24 protein-coding genes are annotated in these 22,905 nt (G+C 72.0%); 14 read left to right on the top strand and 10 right to left on the bottom strand.

The annotated features are described in order from the left end of the window. The coding region (locus ACXJKF_RS14610) for a glycoside hydrolase family 6 protein (protein WP_456788435.1) at window positions 1-1,570 on the bottom strand (1,570 nt) is incomplete at its 3' end. 174 nt (window positions 1,571-1,744) lie between these two features. Then, the gene (locus ACXJKF_RS14615; protein WP_456788436.1) at window positions 1,745-2,734 is read right to left on the bottom strand and encodes a LacI family DNA-binding transcriptional regulator; all 990 of its coding nucleotides are present in this window, start codon (window positions 2,732-2,734) and stop codon (window positions 1,745-1,747) included. Window positions 2,735-3,051: 317 nt separating this feature from the next. Here ACXJKF_RS14615 and ACXJKF_RS14620 point away from each other — a divergent pair, with 317 nt between their 5' ends. After that, window positions 3,052-5,637, top strand: a complete 2,586-nt coding sequence (locus tag ACXJKF_RS14620; protein ID WP_456788437.1) for a substrate-binding domain-containing protein — start codon at window positions 3,052-3,054, stop codon at window positions 5,635-5,637. A 58-nt stretch (window positions 5,638-5,695) separates the two neighbouring features. On the opposite strand, the gene ACXJKF_RS14625 is transcribed toward ACXJKF_RS14620, so the two are convergent. Together ACXJKF_RS14625 and ACXJKF_RS14630 are read right to left on the bottom strand one after the other, a co-directional pair. Further along, window positions 5,696-7,456 (bottom strand): DEAD/DEAH box helicase, encoded by a 1,761-nt coding sequence (locus tag ACXJKF_RS14625; RefSeq protein ID WP_456788438.1) that lies wholly within the window; start codon window positions 7,454-7,456, stop codon window positions 5,696-5,698. Between the two features lie 260 nt (window positions 7,457-7,716). Next, complete coding sequence (locus ACXJKF_RS14630; RefSeq protein WP_456788439.1) at window positions 7,717-8,130, bottom strand: CoA-binding protein; 414 nt, start codon at window positions 8,128-8,130, stop codon at window positions 7,717-7,719. Window positions 8,131-8,232: 102 nt separating this feature from the next. On the opposite strand from ACXJKF_RS14630, the gene ACXJKF_RS14635 reads away from it, so the two are divergent. The 8 genes from ACXJKF_RS14635 to ACXJKF_RS14670 all read left to right on the top strand — a co-directional run bounded on the left by ACXJKF_RS14635 (window position 8,233) and on the right by ACXJKF_RS14670 (window position 14,219). Continuing rightward, window positions 8,233-8,832: a CDP-alcohol phosphatidyltransferase family protein gene (locus ACXJKF_RS14635; protein ID WP_456788440.1), complete on the top strand. Its 600-nt coding sequence runs from the start codon at window positions 8,233-8,235 to the stop codon at window positions 8,830-8,832. Continuing rightward, the gene (locus ACXJKF_RS14640) at window positions 8,829-9,797 is read left to right on the top strand and encodes a DUF881 domain-containing protein (protein WP_456788441.1); all 969 of its coding nucleotides are present in this window, start codon (window positions 8,829-8,831) and stop codon (window positions 9,795-9,797) included. The genes ACXJKF_RS14635 and ACXJKF_RS14640 overlap by 4 nt, the downstream gene beginning before the upstream one ends. Next, window positions 9,794-10,126, top strand: coding sequence for a small basic family protein (locus tag ACXJKF_RS14645; RefSeq protein ID WP_056027523.1), 333 nt, complete (start codon window positions 9,794-9,796; stop codon window positions 10,124-10,126). The genes ACXJKF_RS14640 and ACXJKF_RS14645 overlap by 4 nt, the downstream gene beginning before the upstream one ends. Then, window positions 10,123-11,427: a DUF881 domain-containing protein gene (locus tag ACXJKF_RS14650; protein WP_456788442.1), complete on the top strand. Its 1,305-nt coding sequence runs from the start codon at window positions 10,123-10,125 to the stop codon at window positions 11,425-11,427. The genes ACXJKF_RS14645 and ACXJKF_RS14650 overlap by 4 nt, the downstream gene beginning before the upstream one ends. A gap of 197 nt (window positions 11,428-11,624) precedes the next feature. Beyond that, window positions 11,625-12,035 (top strand): FHA domain-containing protein, encoded by a 411-nt coding sequence (locus ACXJKF_RS14655; RefSeq protein WP_456788443.1) that lies wholly within the window; start codon window positions 11,625-11,627, stop codon window positions 12,033-12,035. A gap of 40 nt (window positions 12,036-12,075) precedes the next feature. Further along, the gene (gene ftsR, locus ACXJKF_RS14660) at window positions 12,076-12,840 is read left to right on the top strand and encodes a transcriptional regulator FtsR (protein WP_456788444.1); all 765 of its coding nucleotides are present in this window, start codon (window positions 12,076-12,078) and stop codon (window positions 12,838-12,840) included. Window positions 12,841-12,910: 70 nt separating this feature from the next. Then, the gene (locus ACXJKF_RS14665) at window positions 12,911-13,435 is read left to right on the top strand and encodes a bifunctional nuclease family protein (RefSeq protein WP_456788445.1); all 525 of its coding nucleotides are present in this window, start codon (window positions 12,911-12,913) and stop codon (window positions 13,433-13,435) included. Window positions 13,436-13,685: 250 nt separating this feature from the next. Next, window positions 13,686-14,219, top strand: a complete 534-nt coding sequence (locus tag ACXJKF_RS14670) for a MerR family transcriptional regulator (RefSeq protein ID WP_456788514.1) — start codon at window positions 13,686-13,688, stop codon at window positions 14,217-14,219. Window positions 14,220-14,271: 52 nt separating this feature from the next. Here the strand turns inward: ACXJKF_RS14670 and ACXJKF_RS14675 are convergent, their stop codons facing one another. Then, on the bottom strand, window positions 14,272-15,036 hold the full coding sequence (locus ACXJKF_RS14675; RefSeq protein WP_456788446.1) for a ParA family protein: 765 nt from the start codon (window positions 15,034-15,036) through the stop codon (window positions 14,272-14,274). A gap of 77 nt (window positions 15,037-15,113) precedes the next feature. On the opposite strand from ACXJKF_RS14675, the gene ACXJKF_RS14680 reads away from it, so the two are divergent. The 4 genes from ACXJKF_RS14680 to ACXJKF_RS14695 all read left to right on the top strand — a co-directional run bounded on the left by ACXJKF_RS14680 (window position 15,114) and on the right by ACXJKF_RS14695 (window position 18,281). Then, window positions 15,114-15,758: an MBL fold metallo-hydrolase gene (locus ACXJKF_RS14680; protein ID WP_456788447.1), complete on the top strand. Its 645-nt coding sequence runs from the start codon at window positions 15,114-15,116 to the stop codon at window positions 15,756-15,758. A gap of 64 nt (window positions 15,759-15,822) precedes the next feature. Further along, on the top strand, window positions 15,823-15,984 hold the full coding sequence (locus ACXJKF_RS14685; RefSeq protein WP_456788448.1) for a hypothetical protein: 162 nt from the start codon (window positions 15,823-15,825) through the stop codon (window positions 15,982-15,984). Between the two features lie 35 nt (window positions 15,985-16,019). Next, window positions 16,020-16,520: an N-acetyltransferase family protein gene (locus ACXJKF_RS14690; protein WP_456788449.1), complete on the top strand. Its 501-nt coding sequence runs from the start codon at window positions 16,020-16,022 to the stop codon at window positions 16,518-16,520. A 759-nt stretch (window positions 16,521-17,279) separates the two neighbouring features. Next, window positions 17,280-18,281 carry a tyrosine-type recombinase/integrase gene (locus tag ACXJKF_RS14695; RefSeq protein WP_456788450.1) on the top strand — a complete coding sequence of 334 codons (1,002 nt, stop codon included), beginning with the start codon at window positions 17,280-17,282 and terminating at the stop codon, window positions 18,279-18,281. 10 nt (window positions 18,282-18,291) lie between these two features. Here ACXJKF_RS14695 and ACXJKF_RS14700 read toward each other — a convergent pair whose 3' ends face one another. Then, complete coding sequence (locus ACXJKF_RS14700) at window positions 18,292-18,525, bottom strand: hypothetical protein (RefSeq protein ID WP_456788451.1); 234 nt, start codon at window positions 18,523-18,525, stop codon at window positions 18,292-18,294. A 148-nt stretch (window positions 18,526-18,673) separates the two neighbouring features. On the opposite strand from ACXJKF_RS14700, the gene ACXJKF_RS14705 reads away from it, so the two are divergent. Continuing rightward, window positions 18,674-19,069 (top strand): hypothetical protein, encoded by a 396-nt coding sequence (locus ACXJKF_RS14705; protein ID WP_456788452.1) that lies wholly within the window; start codon window positions 18,674-18,676, stop codon window positions 19,067-19,069. A gap of 31 nt (window positions 19,070-19,100) precedes the next feature. Here the strand turns inward: ACXJKF_RS14705 and ACXJKF_RS14710 are convergent, their stop codons facing one another. The 4 genes from ACXJKF_RS14710 to ACXJKF_RS14725 form a co-directional block, all read right to left on the bottom strand. After that, window positions 19,101-19,526 carry an iron chaperone gene (locus ACXJKF_RS14710; RefSeq protein ID WP_456788453.1) on the bottom strand — a complete coding sequence of 142 codons (426 nt, stop codon included), beginning with the start codon at window positions 19,524-19,526 and terminating at the stop codon, window positions 19,101-19,103. A 32-nt stretch (window positions 19,527-19,558) separates the two neighbouring features. Next, the gene (locus tag ACXJKF_RS14715) at window positions 19,559-21,922 is read right to left on the bottom strand and encodes an excinuclease ABC subunit UvrA (protein WP_456788454.1); all 2,364 of its coding nucleotides are present in this window, start codon (window positions 21,920-21,922) and stop codon (window positions 19,559-19,561) included. A gap of 96 nt (window positions 21,923-22,018) precedes the next feature. Next, on the bottom strand, window positions 22,019-22,429 hold the full coding sequence (locus tag ACXJKF_RS14720) for a VOC family protein (RefSeq protein ID WP_456788455.1): 411 nt from the start codon (window positions 22,427-22,429) through the stop codon (window positions 22,019-22,021). 10 nt (window positions 22,430-22,439) lie between these two features. Then, complete coding sequence (locus ACXJKF_RS14725) at window positions 22,440-22,883, bottom strand: helix-turn-helix transcriptional regulator (RefSeq protein ID WP_456788456.1); 444 nt, start codon at window positions 22,881-22,883, stop codon at window positions 22,440-22,442. Window positions 22,884-22,905 lie beyond the last annotated feature (22 nt).

Below are 22,905 nucleotides of genomic sequence, written 5' to 3' on the forward strand. Positions count from 1 at the left end.
TGGTGGAGGTGCCCACCAGGGTGGTGCCGCGGTAGACGTCGTAGCCGGTGACGGCCACGTTGTCGGTGGACGCGGTCCAGGACAGCGGGACCGACGTCGTGGTGGTGGTGCCGGCCGTCAGACCCGTCGGAGCCGAGGGCGCCGTCGTGTCGGTCGGGTTGGTGCCGCCGCCCTGGATGACCGGGTAGGCGTTCGCGACGAGCGTCTTGAACTGGGCCTCGAACCACTGGCCGGCCAGCGGGGCGCCCGGCGTGGCGCCGGTCAGCTGGTTGGACAGCTTGGGCGACACGAAGGTCGGGTCGCACATGCGGTCGAACCGCTTGCCCTKGTCGTTCTCGATCTCGCTGGACGCACCGTCGGACTCACCCGGGGGCTTGATCCAGACGAACGCGTCGAGGTGCGAGGCCGTGTAGCCCGAGGGCGTGGCCTGGGGGAGCTCCCCGATGCCGGCTCCGAGCGGGTTGCACCACGCGCCGCGGTGGACGCGCTTGTCCACCTTGGACTCGTTCACGTAGGTGTTGTGGTTGGTGCTGGTCGACGTGGCCGTCGGACGGTTCGGCCCGCCCCAGCCGTTGCGCGAGGTGTCGATGAGCATGCCGATCGAGGACGGGAAGCCGGCCGCGACGAGCAGGCGGTGCATGTGCGCCGTGAAGTCGGTCTCGTCGAAGTCGAAGTTCCACTCGTAGAACGAGCTCGACCGGATCGGCGTGCCACCGACGGAGATCGAGGAGTCCGGCAGGTACGGCTCGACGAGCGGGGTGGAGTTGGCCACGTCGCTCACGAAGCCGTCGATCGACGCGAACCCGGCGGTCGTGGACTTCGCGACGTCGGCGAACAGGGTGGCGGAGGGACCGGCGTTGCTGTCCCAGCCGAGCCAGCCCGAGTGGCCGATGTCGATGTAGTTGTAGACGTTCGGGATGGCGTGCAGCTTGTCGAGCGCGTACTTCACACCGGCCTTGTAGTACGGCGCGGCCTGCTGGCAGGCGGCCTCGGAGATGTTCGTCACCAGGTTCGGCAGCGAGTCGGGCTCGATCGTCGCGACGATGCGGAGGTCCTGGTACTTCGAGTCGGACAGGAGCGCCGCGATGGCGTCGATGTACTCGGTCTTGTACCGCGCCAGACCGGCGTCGGTGGCGGGGAGCTCACCGTTCGACGCGAGGGCATAGCAGTCACGACCGGGCAGGTCGTAGATGACGATGTTGAAGACGATCGGGCCGGAGCCCTTCTGGGCAACCGCGTTGTCCAGGTGGAACTTCAGGCCGTTGCCGTCGGCGTTGCCGGTGATGGCGCTGATGCGGTCCATCCAGACGGCTGTCGGCTGCTTGGCCACCGTCCGCATCTTCGCGGCCAGGGTGGCGTCTCCGGCGCGCGTGGCAGCGCTCTCAACCGCTGCCGCGTACGTGGGATTCACGTACTGCGTCGCGCCGGCGTAGGGGTTGTCGACGTGCGCCTCGGCCGCGCTCGCGCTCGTCGTGATGCACAGGGGGGCTGCGAGCAGCGCCATCGCTGCCGCTGCGGTGGTGACCGCGCGCAGGCGCTGCCTCACCGCTTTCTTGCCGTGTGTGGACACGTAGTCCTCCGGGTGTCGTTCGGCGTGCCCGGTCGGCCGTCCCGTCCGGGCGCATGTCGGCCGGGAAAGTCCACGGCGACTGGACGTAGATCACCATGCGGACTTTCCGGACGGCACGGGGCGAATCGTTTAGGTTCCCCCCGTTACCAAAATGTGACACAGATGAGAGCGTTCTCATCTTGAACGAGGACCCGTGCTTCCACGCACCGCGAGCCCGCCGATCTGGAGCTCTCGCCGTGCCCGCAGGTCGCCGTCGAGCACCGCCAGGACGGCCTCGCCGGTGGCGGTCCCGAGCTCGCGCTGAGCCGACGGGAGGGTCGTGATCGACGGTGTCGCGAGCCGGCACAGCGCCGAGTCCGAGCCGGCGATGACGGACAGGTCCCACGGCACCGCGAGGCCGGTGCGGCGCGCGACGTCGAGCGCCGCGACGGCCATCTGGTCCGAGTCGTAGACGATGGCGGTGGGCGCGCGGCCTCCGGTCAGCAACCGCCTGGTCGCCACCGCGGCCTCCTCGGCGGTCCCGCCCGTGGCCTCGTGGACGAGCACGCCGTTCGCTGCATCCAGCAACCCGGTGAGGGCTGCGAACCGCTCCCGGGTGCGCACCAGCTCCTTCGGGCCGCTCACCAGAGCGACGTGCCGGTGCCCCAGCTCGAGCAGGTACCGGCCGACGCGCACGAACGCCTCGGCGTCGTCCAGCGTGACCGAGGCGAGGTCCACGTCGCTCTGACCTGCACTGACGATCACCGCCGGCGCACGCAGCCGGCGCAGCGCATCGATCCGCGGGTCCTCCGCGAGCACGTCCGTGACCACCATGACGTCGAACCGGCGCTCGGCCCACCACTCGCCGTACAGGGTGACTGCGGCCTCCGGTCCGTCGACGAGCTGGAGCACCAGAGCGAGGTTGCGGGTGGCCAGCACCTCCTGCAGCGAGATGACGAACTCGAGCACGCCGGTGGCCTGGGCCACGGGTCCGGCGGCACCGCGGTCGAACACGAGACCGATCGCACGGGGCCCCGTGCGCATCGACCTGGCGGCCGCGCTGGGGCGCCACCCGAACTCGTCCGCGACGCGCAGGACGCGTTCGCGGGTCGCGGCGGAGACGCCCGGTCGACCGTTGAGCGCGTACGACACCACGGCGATCGAGACGCCCGCGGCGCGTGCCACGTCGGTGATCGTCGGGCGCCGTGCCGGCGGCGGTGCAGGGGCATGGGAAGGGGCGGGGGAGGACGGCCCGGACGACGGCGTCGAAGGCGACGCGGAAGAGCCGGGTACTCCGGAGTCATATGCAGGTGTGACCACGATCACCTAGTGTGTCGCCCGATGCGGGTGAAATGCATCATCTCGGCTCCGACGACGTGGGCGAGGGATGTGGGGTCATGGGAACAGTGCGGCGTGGACCGGTCTCACCGACGGCGAGGCGGACGATCGGTGTCCTCTCGCCGGTGGTCGGCGGGTTCTACTTTGGGGCCCTGATCGCTGGGGTGGCACGAGCGGCGCGGGCAGCGGGGCACCGCGTGGTCGCGGTGCAGACGTACCCGGCAGGGCTCGACAGGGAGCGGTACCCGGAGGAGTCGATCCTCGACGCGCCCGTGGCGCTGGGTGCCGTCGACGGGCTCGTCGTGGTCGGCAAGGCGCTGCGCAGCGACCGGCTGGCCTCCGTGCAGCAGTGGGGACTGCCCCTCGTGCTCGTCAGCGAGGAGCCGCAGTCCAGCGACGACGCGGTCGTCCTGCCCGACAACGTCGGAGGCGTGCGCGCCGCCGTCGAGCACCTGCTCGGGCACGGGCACACGGCGATCGGCTTCGTCGGCTGCCTGACACAGCGGGACATGCGGGAGCGGTTCGCCGCCTATCGCGCGACGCTCGCCGACCACGGGATCGAGCCACCGGACTCGTGGATCTACGAGTCGTCGGACAACCACGAGCAGGGGGGCGCGGACGCCGCTGCCCGGATGCTCGCGGCCGGATCGCCGACGACGGCGGTGATCGCGGCGACGGACCGGAACGCGATCGGCTTCCAGCGTGCGCTGCGGACCGCCGGCCTCGTGCTCCCGCGGGACCAGGCGGTCATCGGCTTCGACCACGCCGACTCCGGCGCTCGCGTGACGCCCCGGCTCTCCACGGTCGACGCCCACTACGACCGCGTCGGTGAGACGGCAGTGTCCCTGCTGCTGTCCCGGATGCGCGGCGAGGACGTCCCCGGCGGCGAGTACCGCGCGCCGTCCACGCTCGTCCTGCGCGAGTCCTGCGGGTGCACCGAGTCCGCCCGGTCGGCGCCGGCGGCAGGGTCGGGTGCGGGAAGCCGAAGCGGCTACCAGGTGCTGCGCGCCCTCGCGGGCACCGCGTTCGTCGGCCCGTCGGGTGTCGGTGGGGCCCGTCGCACAGGAGTCGCTCCGCGCGAGACCTGGTGGCACGCCGTCGTGGAGCCCATCGAGACAGCGGCGGAGCGCGGGTCGGTGCCCAGCACGGCCACCCTGGCACGGCTCGCCGACGTCACGTCGGCGATGCAGCCGCACCCCGAGGCGCTCGAACAGCTGGTCCTCTGCCTGCGCGGCGTGGAGGCAGACGTGGTGGAAGCGCTCTCGCGTCCCGAGCACGAAAATGCCGTCCGGCGGTCCGTCACCGAGGTCCTCCTCGCGCTGACCAAGGGGTGCACCCGCGCCATGCTGGCCCGCAGCGGCCAGCTCGAACGCACGATCGTCGACCAGTACGAGGTCGACATGGACCTCCTGCGAGGCGACGGCGCGAGCCCTCGGGCACTGGGCTGGCTCCCGCGCGGCGTCCGGGGGCACGCCTGCCTCGGGCTGTGGCTCGGCGCGGACCGCGGGCCGGGGGACCGCGAGATGGAGGTCGTCGGCGTGCACGACACGTCCGGCACCCTGTCGCGACTGGTCGGCGTACGGACGACTGCCAGCCAGTTCCCTCCTGCGGCGCTGACGCGCGCAGGCACGGTCGGCACCAACGAGCTCACGTTCGTGGTCCCCGTGACCTTCGGGGGCAGCGACTGGGGCCTGCTCGCCATCGACGGCACGGTGGAGACGCGGGCCACCAGCGCCCGGGACCGGTTCAACCACTGGGCAGCCCTGCTCGCGGTCGCGCTCGACCAGGAGCGGCTGCTCGCCAACCTGCGCGAGCAGCGCCGCGCGCTGGAGCAGGCAGCCGCGCGGGAACGGTCCCTGGCGGACACGGTGCGGGCGAGCGAGGAGCGCTACGCCCTCGCGTCGATGGCGGCGCACGACGGGACGTGGGACTGGGACGTCTCGGCCGGCACGGTGTACTACTCGCCACGCTGGAAGCAGACCCTGGGCTACGACGACGACGTCATCGGCGACTCGCCGGGGGAGTGGCTCGAGCGGGTGCACCCGGCCGACCGCGACGAGCTGTCGGCGTCGATCGCGTCGCAGCTCGCCGGTGCCGGTTCCCCGCTCGAGCTCGAGCACCGCGTCCGGACCTCGTCCGGCGACTACCGGTGGATGCTGTGCCGTGCGGTCACCGTGCTGGACGACGCAGGCTGTCCGGCGCGCCTCGTCGGTGCGCTGGTGGACGTGACGGAGCGCAAGGAGCAGGAGATCGCTCTGCAGCGCGACGCCCTGCGGGACCCGGAGACGGGCCTGGTCAACCGGCTGCTCTTCCTCGACCGGCTCGGTGCAGCGGTGCTGCGGACCCGACGGTCGCCCGGGTACGACTGCGCTCTCGCCCTCGTCCGGGTCGTCGACGGCCCCTCCATCCCGACGCAGGGACGGCTCGAGTCGGACGGAGACGCGCGGCTCGACCTGCACCGCGAGCTGGTCCGCCGCCTGCGTCGGCCGCTGCGCGAGGGGGACACGCCCGCGCGCATCGCGGAGGACGACTTCGTGGTGCTGCTGGACGACGTCGGTCCCGGCGGGGTGCCCGCCCGGCTCTCCCTCCTGCTCGACCAGCTGCGCCAGGAGCTCGGGTCGCGGCTCGCCATCGGCGTGCTCGGCAGCATCCGCGGCTTCCGGGACGTGGGCGAGGTGCTCCGCGAGGCGGACATCACCCTGCTGCGCGGCGCCTCCCGGCAGGGGCGGTCCGGGTCGGTCCTGCGCTGACAGCACGACGACGCCCCTGCCTCCCGGTGACGGGAGACAGGGGCGTCGTGGTGCTGGATCAGCTGCGGCCGCGAGCCGGGCCGTGCGCCGGGCGCGAGGCACCGTGACCCGGGCGGGGGCCCTGGTCGAGGCGGATGCGCAGCGGCCGACCGGCGACGCGCGTGCGGGCGAGGCGGTCGATCACGTCGGCGGAGAGGCCGGCCGGGATGTCGACGAGCGCGAAGCTCCCGAAGATGTCGATCTTGCCGACGTCCTTGCCGGTCAGGCCGCCCTCGCCGGTGAGCGCGCCCACCAGGGCGCCCGGCTGGAGGCCGTCACGGTGCCCGACAGCGACGCGCCACCGCGGCGAGCCGCCGGCGACGTGCGTGTCGGAACGGCGACGCTCGCCGCGCTCGGGCCGGTCGCCACGGTCGTTGCCGCGGTCGCTGCCACCGGTCAGGTGGGCGCGCGACAGCGCGTCGTCGAGGTCGTCGCCGTGCGTGACGGCCACGGGGCCCTCGTCGCCGACGGCCAGCGCGGTCACCACCGCGAGGAGCTCGAACGGGTCGACGTCCGGGTTCTGGGCGAGGTGCACCGCGATGGCCTCGCGGTACAGGTCCAGGCGGTCCAGCTCGGCGCGCGCTGCCGTGCGGGCCAGCAGGGTCTGCACCCGGTGCGCGGAGACCTCGGCGGGCGAGGGGATCTCGACCTGCAGGAGCGACTGTCGCGTCGTGCGCTCGATCTGGCGCAGGCGCGACTGCTCGGACGGCGTGACGAACGACAGCGCCTCACCCTCGCGCCCGGCCCGGCCCGTGCGGCCGATGCGGTGCACGTACGTCTCCGGCTCCCGCGGCACGTCGAAGTTGACGACGAGCCCGATGCGGTCGACGTCGAGGCCACGCGCGGCGACGTCGGTGGCGACGAGGACGTCGAGCGCCCCCGTGCGCAGGCGGTCGACGATCTTCTCCCGCTCGGTCTGGGCGACGTCCCCGGAGATGTACGCCGCGGAGATGCCGCGCTCGATCAGCGCGCTGCCGACCTCCTCGGCCGCACCACGCGTGCGGACGAACACGATCGCGGCGTCCGCGGGCGACACGGCGAGGACGCGCGCGAGCGCGCCGGTCTTGTGGCGGTGCGGGACGACGGCGTAGGTCTGCCGGACGCTCGTCACCGTGGACGCCTGACGCGAGACCGTGATCTCGACCGGGCGGTTGAGGTGCTGCTCGGCGACGCGGCGGATCTGCGGCGGCATCGTGGCGGAGAACAGGGCGACCTGGCGCTCACGCGGAGCCGCGGAGAGCACCTTGTCGACGTCCTCGGCGAAGCCCATGCGGAGCATCTCGTCGGCCTCGTCGAGCACGAGGAAGCGGACGTTGTCCATCTTCAGCGTGCGGCGGTCGAGGTGGTCGAGGACACGGCCGGGCGTCCCGACGACGACCTGCGCCCCGCGGGACAGCGCGCGCTGCTGCGGGAGGAACGGCGACCCGCCGTACACGGCGAGCACGTTCAGGCCGGGAAGGTGCGTCGCGAACGACTGGATGGCGTCCGCCACCTGCATCGCCAGCTCACGCGTCGGGGTCAGCACGACGGCCTGGACGGCGGGCAGGTCGTAGTCGATGGCGGCGAGCAGCGGCAGCCCGAACGCGGCGGTCTTGCCGGTGCCGGTCTGGGCGACACCGACGATGTCACGACCGCTCAGGAGCGCGGGGACGGCCTGCGACTGGATCGCGGACGGGACGGTGAAGCCGAGGTCCGAGATCGCGGCCTCGAGGGCCGGCGGCAGCCCGAGGTCGGCGAACGTGGCGTCGACGGGGAGGTCAGAGGGCAGGACAGAGCTCATGAAATGAGGGAACCGATCATCGCGGGGCGGAGCCCTGAACCGTGCACCGGGTCGGCKAACAGCGGGTCGCAGCCCCGGACCACCCAGCGGCAACCGCTCACGCGATGCCTAGACCACACGACGCGAGGCGGGCCCCGACCGGCTCAGCGGTGGTGGCGACGCCTCGAAAGGGGGACGCGACGAACTCCAGATTCGTGGAGGAGTCTACCGGTCGGACGTCCATGTCGGCAGGGTCGTGGCAGGTGACGTCGCGCACAACCTCACAGGCCGCGGCGGTGGCCCTCGATGGCGGGGCACGCATCCATCACGACGTCGAGCCCGGCCGCGCGCGCACGTTCGGCCGCCGCCTCGTCCACGACCCCGAGCTGGAGCCAGACGGCGCGGGCGCCCAACTCGACGGCCTGGTCGACCACGTCGCCGCACCGCGAGCTGTTCACGAAGACGTCGACCACGTCCACCGGGCCCGCCACGTCGCGGAGCAGCCGCACGCCGGCCACTCCGTGCACGGTCGGTGCCTGCGGGTGCACGGGCACGATCTCGTGCCCGAGCGACTGCACGTACGCGGCGACGCCGTAGGCGGCACGTGCGGTGTTGGTCGAGAGGCCGACGACCGCCCAGCGGCCAGGGACCGTCAGGAGGCGGGTGATGACATCGGGATCGTTGCGGTGCCCCATCGTCGAACTGTCGCACCACCCGCCCGCTGCCGCAGCCGTGAGCGTGCCGACGTCAGAGGAGCGTCCGGGGCCGCATAGGATCGACGCCGCCAGGACGGGACGGTGACGGGGGAGGCAGTGGCGAGCAACGACGTCGTCTCCACACGCGTGCTGACCGTCCCCAACGTCATCAGCCTCGTGCGGCTCCTCCTGGTCCCCGTGTTCGCGTGGCTGATCGTCATCGGGCAGGACGGCTGGGCCGTGGGCGTGCTCGCGGTCTCCGGTGCGAGCGACTGGCTGGACGGTGTGCTCGCGCGCCGGCTCGGTCAGGTCTCCCGGCTGGGCCAGCTGCTCGACCCGGCGGCCGACCGGCTCTTCATCATCGTGACGCTCGTCGCGCTGGCCTGGAGCGGTGTGGTGCCGTGGTGGCTGCTGGGGGTCCTCGTCCTGCGTGACGTCGTCCTCGCGGTGATGCTCGTCGTGCTGGCCAGGGCCGGCTACGCCCCGCTCCAGGTGCACCTCGCGGGCAAGGCCGGCACGTTCGCGCTGCTCTATGCGTTCCCGCTGCTCCTGCTCGCGCAGTGGGACTCGTGGGTCGGCGCCGTCGCCGGCGTCGTCGGCTGGGCCTGCGCGCTGTGGGGCGTCGCGCTGTACTGGTTCTCCGCCGCGGTGTACCTCACGCAGGCTCGTCACCTCCTGCGCGAGCCTGCGGACGCGGCATGACCGCGCGGCACGGGTCCGGCGACACCTCGCGGCACGGGTCCGGCGACGCCCAGCGCAGCCCGGACGCGTCGATGACGCTCCTGACCGAGGTCTACCGCCGTCCGCTCGACCCCGGCTACGCCGACGCGGCAGCCCGACGCGCCGCCGGGTCGGAGCCCCGGCGAACGCGGCGCTCGACCGCCGGCCTCGTGGCGCTGGCGATCGGTCTGGGTCTCGGCGCGACGGCGGCCACGATGGCGCTGCGTCAGCCCACGAGCTCCGTGGTGGAGGCGCGTGAGCTGCTGGAGTCCCAGATCGAGCAGCGCGGCTCGGAGGCGGACGCGATCCAGACCGACATCACCGCGATGACGGACGAGATCGGCACCCTCCAGGAGGAGCTGCTCGGCGACGAGGGCCAGCCCGCGCGTGACCAGATCGCCGCCGACGCGGTCGAGGCCGGGGTGATGCCCGTGACCGGGCGCGGTCTGCGCCTGGTCCTCACCGACGCACCGTCCGAGGACCCCGATCTCGTCGACCAGTCGTCGCGGGTGCTGGACGTCGACCTGCAGGTCGTCGTGAACGGACTGTGGGCGGCCGGAGCCGAGGCCGTCGCCGTGAACGGGCAACGACTCACCGCGCGGACCGCCATCCGGAGCGCCGGCGACGCGGTGCTCGTCGACCTGGTCCCGCTCAGCAGCCCGTACACCGTGGACGCCGTCGGCGACGCCGCCGAGATGCAGACGGAGCTGGCGCGTGCCAGCGCGGGACAGCACATGGCGAGGCTGCGCACGGAATGGGGCATCGGCGTCCAGATGTCGTCGCAGAGCAAGCTCGAGCTGCCGGGCACGGGTCTCGTCACCATGTACGCGGCGCGGGTGCCCGCGTCGATCGTGACTCCTGTACCCGAACCGGACGCGGTGGAGGGTGCGCCGGACGAGGCCGGTATGGCAGGGTCTGCTGGTCCGACACGGAGGGACGGCACGTGATCGCAGTCATCGGCCTGGTGATCGGGGTCGTCGGAGGCCTGCTCCTGCAGCCCACGGTGCCCCTGGAGCTCCAGCCCTACCTCCCGATCGCCGTGGTTGCGGCCCTCGACGCCCTGTTCGGCGGGTTGCGCGCCATGCTCGACGGGATCTTCGACGACCGCGTCTTCCTGATCTCCTTCCTGTCCAACGTCGTCGTCGCCGCGTTGATCGTGTTCCTCGGCGACCAGCTCGGCGTTGGCACGCAGCTGTCGACCGCCGTCGTCGTCGTGCTCGGCATCCGGATCTTCTCCAACGCCGCGTCGATCCGCCGTCATCTGTTCAAGGCGTGACCGTGCAGCCACAGGACGGTCTCGACGCGCAGGACCCCCGCCGGCCCGCAAAGGAGCAGAACTCTCTGCCCCCGGTCGTGCCGGAGGAGCCGGAACCGAACTCCCTGCCCCCGGTCGTGCCGGAGGAGCCGGAGCAGAACTCCCTGCCCCCGGTCGTGCCGGAGGAGCCGGAGCAGAACTCGCTGCCTCCCGTCGTGCCCGACAAGCCGGAGCCGAACTCCTTGCCTCCCGTCGTCCCCGACGCGCCCGAGGCGAGCTCCTTGCCCCCGGTCGTGCCGGACGACGACGAGCTCCAGCCGGGTCCGGGGCCTTCGGCGGCGTCGAACGAGGCGGAGCCCGCCGAGCCGGTCTCCCCGCCGGCGGCGGTGCTGGACGAGCCGGAGCCTGACTCGCCCCTCGTCGTCCCGCACGACCTCGGCAAGGACGAGTCCGTGCCGACGTCGACCGCGTCCGAGCCAGCCCCTCGTCCGCAGGACGTCCGGGTGTTCGTCCCGCCCGAGGGCGCACCGGACGTGCCCGATGTGCCTGAGACCGCGGAGAGCGATGCCCCCGTCGCCGAGCCCGCTGCCGCGCAGCCGCGGAGTGGCTGGGCGGTGCTCGGCCGCGCGCTCGCGCCGCGGGCCACCCGCGCGCAGATCGTGGCCGGCGTCCTGTGCGCGGTGCTCGGGTTCGCCCTGGTCGCGCAGGTCCGGCAGTCGGGCGAGACGAGCCTTGCCGGGATGCGGCAGGGCGACCTCGTCCGGATCCTCGACGAGACCACGAACCGAGGGGACACCCTGGCGCGGGAGGCTGCCGACCTCGCGCGCGAGCGGGACGAGCTGCTCTCCGGCTCGGACCGTCGCCAGGCAGCGCTGGACGCCCTGCGGCGCAGCGCCGAGACGCAGGGGATCCTCGCGGGTCGGCTGCCGGCCGAGGGCCCCGGCGTGATCGTCACCCTCACGGAGTCCGACCGGCCCATCCGGCCGGTCACGATGCTCAACATGCTCGAGGAGATGCGCAACGCCGGCGCGGAGGCCATCCAGCTCAACGACCAGCGCATCACGGCGAGCAGCGCGTTCACGGGCGCGGGCGGCACGGTGATCCTCGACGGCGTGGAGCTGACGGCGCCGTACCGGTGGATCGCCATCGGCGACCCGGACAACATCGCTCCGGCGCTGCAGATCCCCGGCGGCGCGATGGCCCAGGTACGCACCAACGGCGGCAAGGGGACCGTGGACAGCCTGGACCTGGTCTCGGTCGACGCGGTGCGCATCGTGCCGGAGCCGGTCTACGCGACCCCGGTCCCTCCGCAGGGCGATTAGTCCCGATCTCGGCGGGTCGACCAGCGCGATCGCGTCCGGCGCGAGCGTGGGACGTGCTGCGCCGACCCGCTCGGTCCGCATAGGGTGTGCCTGACCCCGAGGAACGCCGGTGGTCGACGTGATGAACGGGCCCGGGAGGTGGCATGAGCGGCGAGGACCCGCAGGTCGGGCGTCCAGCCTACGGACCCGACACGACGATGAGCTTCGGAGCGATCGAGCCGGTCGAGATCGAGGCATCAGCGCCTGTCGGACTGACGCCGGACGAGGTCGCTGCGGTGCACGCGCTCCCGCCGACGTCTGCCCTCCTGGTGATGCAGCGCGGACCAAGCGCCGGGGCACGGTTCCTCCTCGACGCCGAGCGGACCGTGGCAGGCCGATCCACCGGGGCCGACATCTTCCTCGACGACGTCACGGTGTCGCGCAAGCACGCGGAGTTCGTCCGTGAGGGGACGACGTTCGCGGTGCGGGACATCGGGTCGCTGAACGGCACGTACGTCAACCGCTCCCGCATCGACCAGTCGGTGCTGCGGTCCGGCGACGAGGTGCAGATCGGCAAGTACCGCATGACGTTCCACCCCAGCCCGCACCGCGACGCGGCCGGCGCGTGACCGGCCGGTCACGGACGCTCGGCCCGAGGGGAGCTGCCTCGTGACGAGCGCTCGCGCGCAGCGCGTCGAGGTCACGGAGGTGGCCGCTCCGGACGGCGCGCACGAGCCGTGGCCCCGCGGCATCTCCCGCCGGGCGTCGATGCGGATCTCCGACGTCCTGGCGTCGTTGCAGATCGAGTTCCCGGCCGTCACGACGTCCAAGCTCCGGTTCCTCGAGGAGCAGGGGCTCGTCGAGCCGGTGCGTACCGCGGCCGGGTACCGGCAGTACTCGCCGGCTGACATCGAGCGTCTGCGGTTCGTGCTGCGCCAGCAGCGTGACCGCTACATGCCGTTGAAGGTCATCGGCGAGCGTCTGGCCGCCCTCGACGCGGGCGAGGAGGACGAGCCCGCCCCCCGGGCGCGCCTCGCGACACGTGACGGGGTCCGCGAGGTCGCCGGGACGAGCTGGACCATCGACGTGCTCGCGCGTGAGGCCGGGGTGGAGGTGGGCTTCGTCGACGAGCTCGTCACCGCGGGCGTGCTGCGGGCGCATCGCTCCGGGTCGTTCGACCTGTGGGCGCGGGAGATCGTCGTGGCCGCCGCAGCGCTGGCCGAGCACGGCATCGACGCGCGGCACCTGCGGCAGTTCCGGACGGCGGCCGACCGCCAGGCGGACCTGGTCGAGCAGGTCGTCGCGCCGTGGCGTGGTCAGCGCAGTGCGTCATCGCGTGCGCGGGCGAGCACGTTGGCGGCCGAGGTGGGCGAGCTGTGCACGCAGATGCACACCGCTCTCGTGCGTGCGGCCGTGGCTGACCTGACCCCGTAGCGGGGCACGCCCACAGTTCGCGAGCCGCTGGGGGGCGCCGGATCGGCGTCCGCGTCGTAGCGTGGGCAGCATGGGAGAGGACGCGGAGCTGGTCCCGGTCGAGATCGTCGGCGTGCGCCAGCACCTGGCCGACGAGGAGATCGTCGTGCTCCTGCTCGACCCGGACTCCGAGCTCCTCGTCCCGATCCTCATCGGCCCCAACGAGGCGAGCGCCATCGCCTCCGCCCAGGCCGGGATCGTGCCGCCGCGGCCCATGACCCACGACCTGCTGCGCGACGTGCTGATCGCCACCGGCTCCGGACTGAGCCGGGTGGAGATCACCCGGCTCGAGGACGGCGTGTTCCACGCCGAGTTGGTGCTGCGGACCGGGCCGCGCGTGGACTCGCGGGCCTCGGACGCCATCGCGATGGCCCTGCGGTTCGGGTGCCCAGTCCTGTGCTCGGCCGAGGTCGTGGCGGTGGCTGGCGTGGAGGTGCGGACCACCACGTCGGAGCAGGACCTCGAGCGGTTCCGGCGCTTCCTCGACGTGGTCACCCCGGAGGACTTCACCACGGGGGTGGAGCCTGACGACCAGGGCGGCACCGAGGGGAGATGATGGGCTCGCGACGGTTGCTCGCGGGCATTCGGGTGACGGACGAGCGCAAACCTTCGTGTTCAGGTCGAAGGTGAGACTCGCCCGTCGCGACACGCCCGTGGGCGTCATGGCGTCTGCACCCCCACGGGCCTAGTCTGACAAGCAGCCGGGGGAGATGTCCGCCGACCGGCGTGCGACGAGTGGAGGATTCGTGACCAGCAACGAGAGCGCCGAGAGCGTCAGCGGGGCAGTGCCGCAGCGCGCTCAGGGCATGCTGTTCGACGACGACCTCCCCGACCTCGACACGGCKACCGGTTACCGCGGACCCACCGCGTGCCGGGCCGCCGGGATCACCTACCGCCAGCTGGACTACTGGGCCCGCACCGGTCTGGTCGAGCCCTCGATCCGCCCCGCCACCGGCTCGGGCACGCAGCGGCTGTACAGCTTCCGGGACATCCTCGTCCTGAAGGTGGTCAAGCGACTGCTCGACACGGGCGTCTCGCTGCAGCAGATCCGCACGGCCGTGAGCCACCTGCGCGAGCGCGGGGTCGACGACCTCGCCCAGATCACCCTGATGTCCGACGGCGCGAGCGTCTACGAGTGCACGTCCGCGGACGAGGTCATCGATCTCGTCCAGGGCGGCCAGGGCGTCTTCGGCATCGCGGTCGGCCGGGTCTGGCGGGAGGTCGAGGGCACCCTCGCCGCTCTGCCGACCGAGCGGGCCGACGAGGAGGAGGAGCTCGTCATCCAGCCGTCGGCGCACGACGAGCTGGCGCTGCGTCGGCAGGCGCGGACCGCCGGCTGACACCTGCACATCTCGAGAGCGGCTGCCCGTCKGGGTGGCCGCTCTTCGTGCGTCAGTGCCGCGGTGCGCGCAGTGCCCGGTCGAGCAGCGCGTCGAACGTGCGCGCCAGCTCGGCGGCCGCGGCGCCCGGCCAGGCATGCACCGGCTGGGCCGCGCCCTGTGCCTGCTGGAGCGCTGCGMGTTCGGGCACCGGGGGAGTGAGGACCAGGGGACCGTAGAGGGTCTGCAGCTCCTMGAGCCGGAACGCCTGCTCGATCGAGCGCGAGCGGACCCGGTTGACGACGATGCCGAGCGGTTGCAGCGCGGGCGCCGGGCCGCGACGGAGCTCGTCGATGGTGCGCATCGCGCGGCCGACCGCCATGACCGCGAACAGGCCCGGCTCCGTGACGACGAGCGCCCGGTCGCAGGCCGCCAGGCCCGTGCGCGTGAGCCCTCCGAGGGACGGCGGGCAGTCGATGATCACGAGGTCGTACCCGTGCACCCACGACAGCGCGTACCGCAGGCGGTCGACGTCKGTGCCATCCAGGCGGTCGTGCACGGCGGACCGTTCCGAGCCGGCGAGCACGTCGAGGCCGTCGTCGGCCCACGAGGACAGCACCGTCGCGGCGCTCATCGTCGACTCGCCCGGCTCGTCGAGGACCGACGCCACGTCGCCGACCTGCGGCCGTGCTCCGAGCGCCATGGTGCTGTCGCCCTGGGGGTCGAGATCGATGACCAGCGTGCGCAGCCCGCGCTCGAGGGCCGCCGACGCCAGACCGAGGGTGATCGACGTCTTGCCCACGCCACCCTTGAGACTGCACACCCCGAGCACCAGCACGTGCGCAACCGTATCCGGGCGACGCGTCGGGAGCGAAACGCCGCGCGCGTTCGCCCTGGTCAGGACAGACTGCTGGGATGAGCATCCGCCTGACGCGCTGGGGACACGCCTGCATCCGACTCGACCGTGGCGCCGACCGCCTGGTCATCGACCCCGGGGTCTTCTCGGACCTCCCGGCCGCGCTCGACGGGGTGGGTGCGGTCCTCGTCACGCACGAGCACCCCGACCACGTCGCCGTCGAGCCCCTCGCTGAGGCCGTCCAGGGTGGCGTGCAGGTGTGGGCGCCGCAGTCGGTCGTCGACGCGCTCGTCGAGGCGGGCGCTCCGGAGGACCGCGTCCGCCCGGTCCAGGCGGGTGAGACGTTCTTTGCCGGAGGCTTCGACGTGGCGACTCTGGGGGAGTGGCACGCCCTGGTCCACCAGGACGTGCCGCGCATCCACAACGTGGGCTACCTCGTCGAGGGCGTGCTCCATCCGGGCGACGCGTACGTCGACCCCGCGGGCGCCCAGGTCGACGTGCTGTGCACGCCGCTCGGAGCGCCGTGGCTGAAGCTGGGCGAGGTCGTCGACTACGTGCGCTCGGTTGCTCCGGGCCGGGTCGTGGTCGTCCATGACGCCCTGCTGAGCGCCATCGGGCAGGGCATGGCGATCGGGCTGCTCGGTCGGCTGGGCGGTGCTGGTGACCCGATCGCGCTCGATCCGGGCGAGGGCATCGACCTCTGAGGCCGCTCGGCTGTCGCAGCACCCGCACCGCCCGTACGGTGGTCGCGTCGGAAGGGAGACCGCAGTGACGGAGTCCGTGGGGCACGAGGTGCCCGAGCTCGAGTACGACGAGACAGTTCCGCCCCGGCCGGAGGAGGAGATCGCCGACGCCGCGCGCGCCGTCCCTGATCCCGCCGGCCACGGCGGCGCACCAGCGGCCGGGCCGACGGCGCGCGACGAGCCCTGAGAGCCCTTTCGTCCGACGTGAGGCATCCTGTGACCGTGCTTGTCCAACAGGTGGTGGAGAACGACTGGCGGCTTGTCCAGGATGTCCGGTTGCGCGCGCTGCGCGAGGACCCGAACGTGTTCGGCGCGTCCCTGACCAGGGAGGAACGGTTCGTCGAGTCGCACTGGCGGATGCGCATCCGGACGACGACCACGTGGGTCGCGGTGGACGACGACGGCGTCGGCCGTGGGATCGTCACGATGATGCAGGAGCCCGGCTCGCCGGTGGACGACCGGCACATCGTCGCCCTCTGGGTGGCGCCGGAGTCGCGCCGACATGGCGTCGGCTGGGCGCTGCTTGACGCCGTGCGCCAGGCGGCCGTCACGCAGGATGCCCGGACCGTGTCGCTCTGGCTGCTGGACGGGAACCACGCCGCGGGGGACCTGTTCGTGCGGGCGGGCTTCACGCGCACCGGGGAGCGGCAGGTCGTCCCACGCGACCAGTCCCAGACCGAGGAGCGGTACGTCCTGACCCTGCGCAACGCCGCGTCAGCCTGACCCTGCGCAACGCCGCGTCAGCCTGATCGACGGAGCCGCCTCGCACGGACATGGCTGGGCAAGCGCGGCCGCGCTCCAGTTGTCATAATGCGAAGCCCGGGTGCGGCAGCCGGCGTGGGGAGTCGTGGGCTGCTCCACACGAATAGGCTGCGCCTGACTTCGCCCCGCGGCCGGTCAGTGCCTCGGGCGGCCTCACCGTGGACCCACGGTGGCGTCGCCGCGGGATCGCGACACTGCCAACGGGTGTCCGGACGACCCGGATCATCCGGCGCGCGCCGTTCGCCTGTCGTCAACGCCAGAATCTCGCGTCGATCGACGTGCACCGGGCCTAGAGCTTCGTCGAGGTCTCGCGGGCCGAGTCCCTTCACACCGCACGGTTCAGCGGAGGCACGAGTGTCCCGCTGCGGGCACCCGCGCCGGTCGAGCACGGCGAACCGTGGCACGACCCCTTCTGAGCGTGGAAACCGTGGCTTTGCGCACATAGGCGGCACTATGCGAGAAACATCAGTACCTCTCATCGCGATGCCTGGCGGTGCCCGAACCTGATCTCTGGGACTTCCCTGTGTCGGCAGGCAACATCCCCCGCCTCGACATCGCTGCGGAACACGACGAGCGGGTCGGGACGTCGTCGTCCATCGACATCGCCTGCCGTGACCGGACCGTCGGTCCCGGCCGCCCACAGGTCGGCGCACGACACTATGCGCGCAACTGCGGCGCGGCTCCGCGCGTCACCCGCGGAGCCGACCTACCGTGCGCTGCATGGGTGTGCCGCTGAGCGAGGTAGTCGACCAGTTCCTCATCGACCGCGCGACCCTGACGCGTCGCGGCCTGACCGAGAGCTCACGGGAGAACTATCGACGCGACATCGTCGTGTGGGCCACCGTCATCGCCCGCCAGGCGGGACGTGTCAGCGACACGCCCACCGCGGACGACCCGGCTCCGCTGGAGGTCGTGCTCGTCGACGACCTGACCGAGACCCAGATCAAGAACGCGTACCGCGTGATCCGGCTCCAGGAAGCGGTGAGCACCACGCAGCGCCGGGTCGGCACCTTGCGGCTGCTGTGCCACTGGCTCCAGCTCGAAGGCCACCTGGGCGTCGATCCCACGCTGCGCATCGAGGCGCCCGAGCGGCCGGTGCGCCTGCCGGCCGGCTGGAACGACGACGAGCTCGAGCGGCTCGCCGAGGCGGTGTGGGAGGAGCGCAAGGCGCACGCGCGTCGCTGGCCGGCCCTCGAGCAGGCGACGTTCGCGCTCCTGTCCACCACCGGCGTCCGCGCCGCCGAGCTCTGCGCAGTCACCGAGCAGTCGCTGCGGCGCGACTCGGGCGGCGAGGTCGTCATGTCGGTCATCGGGAAGGGCAACCGGCAGCGCATCGTCCCCGTGCCACCGGAGGCCATCACGTTCGTCGAGGCGTACCTGCAGGAGCGCACGGCACGGTTCGGCACGCTGCCCGCCGCCTCTCCCCTGCTCCGTCGGGCCGACGGGGTCCCGCTCACCCGCGGCGCCCTGCGGCACCTCGTCGACGGGTGGATCGCACGCTCCGGGGTTCCCAAGCAGGAGGGTGAGTCGGCGCACGGCTTCCGGCACACCTACGCGAAGGGGCTGATCCGCTCGGGCGTGCCGGCGCCCGCCGTCCAGGCGCTCCTCGGCCACGAGGACCTCAAGACCACCGGCATCTACGTGAAGGCCACTGCCGCGGACGTCCGCGACGCAGCCCTCCTCTCCCCCGCCCGCCAGGTGCTGCGAGCGCGCAGTCACTAGGGCGCACCTCCTAGCCGACCTCGAGCTCCAGCCACTCACAGGGTTCGCCAGTGGCCGCGGCGACCTGCGACGTGACCTGTGCCATCCAGACCTCTGCCCGCGGCATGTCGCCGTCGACCACAACCTGCCAGCCGATGTCCTCACCGGAGTACGAGACCTCGATCCCCTCGGCGCGGGCCCGGAAGTCACCTTCCCCGTCGATGGGCTCCGACGCCCAGCCCTTCGCCTGGAGAACCTCTGCCATCCGATCGGCACGGAACGCGGGCCAGCCATGATCGGCAACCGTACGAATCAGAAAATGACGCACACCCGAATCTTGGCAGGGCACAAGGAGACGCGCCTCAGTCGCACGGGACGTCGACACCCGGGTGGCCGTCCTGGAGATCGCGCGCATGGAGCTCGTCCCACAGGCCGTCTTCGGCGGACCCGATCACGCTCGTCTGTTCCCACCCGGCTGGATGCGCGCGCTGAAGGACGCCGTGGTGGGTGTCGAGATGCCCGGTGTGGACACCGTGGACGTCGCGTTCCGGATCGGCGGGCACATCCTGTCGTTCGAGGGTGACGCCGGCGTCCACCACGTGCGGTTCTCGGCGGTCCGGCAGCGGGTCACGGCGAACGTCGTCGTCCCGGACTCCGAGCTCGCAGAGCTGGGGACGGCTGCGCTGGTGCCGCACCTCGACGAGCTGTCGAGGGCGGTCGCTCAGCGCGTGGCGCCCGACCGTGTCGACGAGCTCGCCGGCGCGCTGGCTCGCGCCTTCCGCGAGGCACTTCCCTCGCCGGCGCCCTGACGCCAGCGACGGCRGCCGCTCGTCGGTGTGATCAGCCGACGGCCTTCTTCACCAGCTCCGCGATGCGCTTCTCGTCGGCGGCGGTCAGCGAGGCGAGGGCGAACGACGTGGGCCACATCGAGCCGTCGTCGAGGTTCGCGTCCTCGCTGAAGCCGAGCGTCGCGTAGCGCGTCTTGAACTTCGAGGCGGCCTGGAAGAAGACGACCACCTTGCCGTCCTTGGCGTAGGCGGGCTGGCCGTACCAGGTCTTGGGGGCGAGCTCCGGCGCCGTCTCGGTGACGAGGGCGTGGATCCGCTCGGCCATCGCACGGTCGGCGTCGCCCATCTCGGCGATCTTGGCGAGGAGGTCGGCCTCACCGCTCGCCGCCTTCGATCCACGGCGCGACTCCTTGGCGCGCTCCTTCATCGCGTCGCGCTCTTCCTCCGTGAATGCTCCGGCCTTCTTGCTCTCTGCCATGGTCAGATCCCTTCTCGTGGTCAGATCTCTGGTCAGGCGCTGACGTAGGCGGCGAGGTGCTCGCCGGTCAGCGTGGATCGGGCGGCGACGAGGTCGGCGGGTGTCCCCTCGAAGACGACCAGGCCGCCGTCGTGGCCCGCACCGGGTCCGAGGTCGATGATCCAGTCGGCATGAGCCATGACCGCCTGGTGGTGCTCGATCACGATGACCGACTTCCCCGCGTCGACCAGCCGGTCGAGCAGGCCGAGCAGGTTCTCGACGTCGGCGAGGTGCAGGCCGGTCGTGGGCTCGTCGAGCACGTAGACCATGCCCTTCTCCCCCATGTGCGTCGCCAGCTTGAGCCGCTGACGCTCCCCGCCCGACAGCGTCGGGAGCGGCTGACCGAGGCTGATGTAGCCGAGCCCCACGTCGACCATCCGTGCCAGGACGGCGTGCGCGGCGGGCGTGCGCCCCTCCCCCGTGCCGAAGAACTCCTCGGCCTCCGTGACGGACATGGCGAGCACCTCGCTGATGTCGCGACCGGCCAGGTGATAGTCCAGCACCGACGCCTGGAAGCGCTTTCCCTCGCACACCTCGCACACCGTCGCGACACCGCTCATCATCGCCAGGTCCGTGTAGATGACGCCCGCGCCGTTGCACGCCGGGCACGCGCCCTCGGAGTTGGCGCTGAACAGGGCAGGCTTCACGCCGTTCGCCTTGGCGAACGCCTTGCGGATCGGCTCGAGGAGCCCGGTGTACGTCGCCGGGTTGCTCCGGCGGGAGCCGCGGATGGCGCTCTGGTCGATGGACACGACGCCGTCGCCGGCCGGGATCGAGCCGTGCACCAACGAGCTCTTGCCGGACCCCGCGACGCCCGTGATGACAGCCAGGACCCCGAGCGGGATGTCGACGTCGACGCCGCGCAGGTTGTTGGCCGTCGCGCCGCGGATCTCGAGCGCGCCGGACGGTGAGCGGACGTCGGCCTTCACCGACGCGCGGTCGTCGAGGTGCTTGCCGGTCAGGGTCCCGCTGGTCCGCAGATCCTCGACCGTGCCCTCGAAGCAGACGGTGCCGCCGGCGGTGCCGGCACCCGGTCCCAGGTCGACGACGCGGTCCGCGATCGTGATCATCTCCGGCTTGTGCTCGACGACGAGCACGGTGTTGCCCTTGTCCCGCAGCTGCAGCAGGAGCTGGTTCATCCGCTGGATGTCGTGCGGGTGCAGGCCGATCGACGGCTCGTCGAAGACGTAGGTGACGTCCGTGAGGGACGACCCGAGGTGCCGGATCATCTTGGTCCGCTGCGCCTCTCCCCCGGAGAGCGTCCCCGACGACCGGTCGAGCGACAGGTAGCCCAGACCGATGTCCGTGAACGAGTCCAGCAGGAGCTGCAGCCCGGTCAGCAGCGGCGCGACGGACGGCTCGTCGAGCCCGCGCACCCAGTCGGCGACGTCACTGATCTGCATCGCGCAGACGTCCGCGATGCTCTTGCCCGCGATCGTGGACGAGCGGGCCTCCGTGCTGAGCCGCGTCCCGTCGCATTCCGGGCAGGTGGAGAAGGTCACGGCCCGCTCGACGAACGCACGGATGTGCGGCTGGAGCGCCTCGACGTCCTTGGCCAGATACGACTTCTGGAGGCGCAGGATCAACCCCTCGTAGGTGAGGTTGATGCCGTCGACCTGGATCTTGGTGGGCTCCTTGTAGAGCAGCGCGTCGAGCTCCCGCTTGGTGTACCTCGCGATCGGCTTGTCCGGGTCGAAGAAGCCACAGCCGCGGAAGATCCGGCCGTACCAGCCGTCCATGCTGTAGCCGGGGATCGTCAGCGCACCCTCGTTGAGCGACAGGCTCGCGTCGTAGAGCTGGGTCAGGTCGATGTCGTTGACCGAACCGCGCCCCTCGCACCGCGAGCACATGCCGCCGAGGACGCTGAAGCTGCGCCGCTCCTTGGTCTCCCGGCCCCCGCGCTCGATGGTGACCGCGCCGGCACCGCTGATCGAGGCGACGTTGAACGAGTACGCCTGCGGCGGTCCGATCTGCGGGGACCCGAGACGGCTGAACAGGATGCGCAGCATCGCGTTCGCGTCGGTCGCGGTGCCGACGGTGGAGCGCGGGTTGGCGCCCATCCGCTCCTGGTCGACGATGATCGCCGTCGTCAGGCCGTCCAGGACGTCGACGTCAGGACGCGCCAGCGTCGGCATGAAGCCCTGCACGAAGGCGCTGTACGTCTCGTTGATCATCCGCTGGGAGTCGGCGGCGATCGTGTCGAACACCAGCGAGCTCTTGCCCGAGCCGGAGACGCCCGTGAAGACGGTCAGCCGGCGCTTCGGGATCTCGACGCTGACGTCCTTGAGGTTGTTCTCCCGCGCTCCGTGCACGCGGATGAGGTCGTGGCGGTCGGCCGGGTGCGTGTCGGTGCTCATCGGTGCTCCATCGGGGAGGCAGAGCCGCGTCGCGGGCTCCGTCAGCAGCGTGTGGTCGATCTCACCAGCGCCGGCCTGGACGGCCGGCGCGAGCTCTCAGGTGAGCTCGTTGATCCGCAGGAGGTTGCCTGCCGGGTCCCGGAAGGCGCAGTCGCGGACACCATACGGCTGGTCGGTCGGCTCCTGGACGACCTCCGCGCCGCTGGACTCGAGCCGTGCGAAGACCCCGTCCAGGTCGTGGGTGGCCAGGGTGATGGCGGCGTAGCTGCCCTTCGCCATCATCTCGACGATCGTGCGGCGCTCGTCGTCGGTGAGACCCGGCTCGGCCGCCGGCGGGTGCAGCACGATCGCCGGGGCCGACGGGTCCGCGGGGCCGACCGTGATCCAGCGCAGGCCGTTGTAGCCGACGTCGTTGCGGACCTCGAAACCCAGGGCGTCCCGGTAGAACGCGAGGGCGGCGTCGGGGTCGTCGTGCGGGAGGAAGGCGTAGTGCAGGGCGATGTCCATGACCGTCACGCTAGGTGCGAGTCAGGCTCCGCGCTTCTCGATTCCTGACCGGTCTGGTCACCTGCTTGGCCACGCACGACGGCATCCCCTCGGTCACCCCCGCGTGGTCGCGCCGGTAGACGCTCGGCGGTACGCCGACCAGCTCGGTGAACCGGGTGCTGAACGTCCCCAGCGACGAGCAGCCGACGGCGAAGCAGACCTCGGTCACGCTCAGGTCGCCCCGGCGGAGCAGCGACATCGCACGCTCGATGCGGCGCGTCATGAGGTAGGCGTACGGGGACTCCCCGTAGGCACGGCGGAACTCGCGACTGAGGTGGCCGGCCGACATGTGCGCGCCCCGCGCGAGCGCCTCGACGTCGAGCGGCTGCGCGTACTCACGGTCGATCCGGTCCCGCACGCGGCGCAGGCGCGCGAGGTCGCTCAGGTGCTGGGTCGTCGCGGCAGTCGTGCTCACCTGCCCGATCGTGCCATGCCGG

Source organism: Cellulomonas sp. P5_C5 (assembly GCF_054049655.1).

Excerpts from the sequence above, each read along its gene's own strand:
- ACXJKF_RS14625 (WP_456788438.1), bottom strand. The coding sequence starts at position 7,456 with ATGAGCTCTGTCCTGCCCTCTGACCTCCCCGTCGACGCCACGTTCGCC.
- ACXJKF_RS14640 (WP_456788441.1), top strand. The coding sequence starts at position 8,829 with ATGACCGCGCGGCACGGGTCCGGCGACACCTCGCGGCACGGGTCCGGC.
- ACXJKF_RS14715 (WP_456788454.1), bottom strand. The coding sequence starts at position 21,922 with ATGAGCACCGACACGCACCCGGCCGACCGCCACGACCTCATCCGCGTG.
- ACXJKF_RS14655 (WP_456788443.1), top strand. The coding sequence starts at position 11,625 with ATGAGCTTCGGAGCGATCGAGCCGGTCGAGATCGAGGCATCAGCGCCT.
- ACXJKF_RS14680 (WP_456788447.1), top strand. The coding sequence starts at position 15,114 with ATGAGCATCCGCCTGACGCGCTGGGGACACGCCTGCATCCGACTCGAC.
- ACXJKF_RS14665 (WP_456788445.1), top strand. The coding sequence starts at position 12,911 with ATGGGAGAGGACGCGGAGCTGGTCCCGGTCGAGATCGTCGGCGTGCGC.
- ACXJKF_RS14710 (WP_456788453.1), bottom strand. The coding sequence starts at position 19,526 with ATGGCAGAGAGCAAGAAGGCCGGAGCATTCACGGAGGAAGAGCGCGAC.
- ACXJKF_RS14630 (WP_456788439.1), bottom strand. The coding sequence starts at position 8,130 with ATGGGGCACCGCAACGATCCCGATGTCATCACCCGCCTCCTGACGGTC.
- ACXJKF_RS14700 (WP_456788451.1), bottom strand. The coding sequence starts at position 18,525 with ATGGCAGAGGTTCTCCAGGCGAAGGGCTGGGCGTCGGAGCCCATCGAC.
- ACXJKF_RS14695 (WP_456788450.1), top strand. The coding sequence starts at position 17,280 with ATGGGTGTGCCGCTGAGCGAGGTAGTCGACCAGTTCCTCATCGACCGC.
- ACXJKF_RS14720 (WP_456788455.1), bottom strand. The coding sequence starts at position 22,429 with ATGGACATCGCCCTGCACTACGCCTTCCTCCCGCACGACGACCCCGAC.
- ACXJKF_RS14705 (WP_456788452.1), top strand. The coding sequence starts at position 18,674 with ATGGAGCTCGTCCCACAGGCCGTCTTCGGCGGACCCGATCACGCTCGT.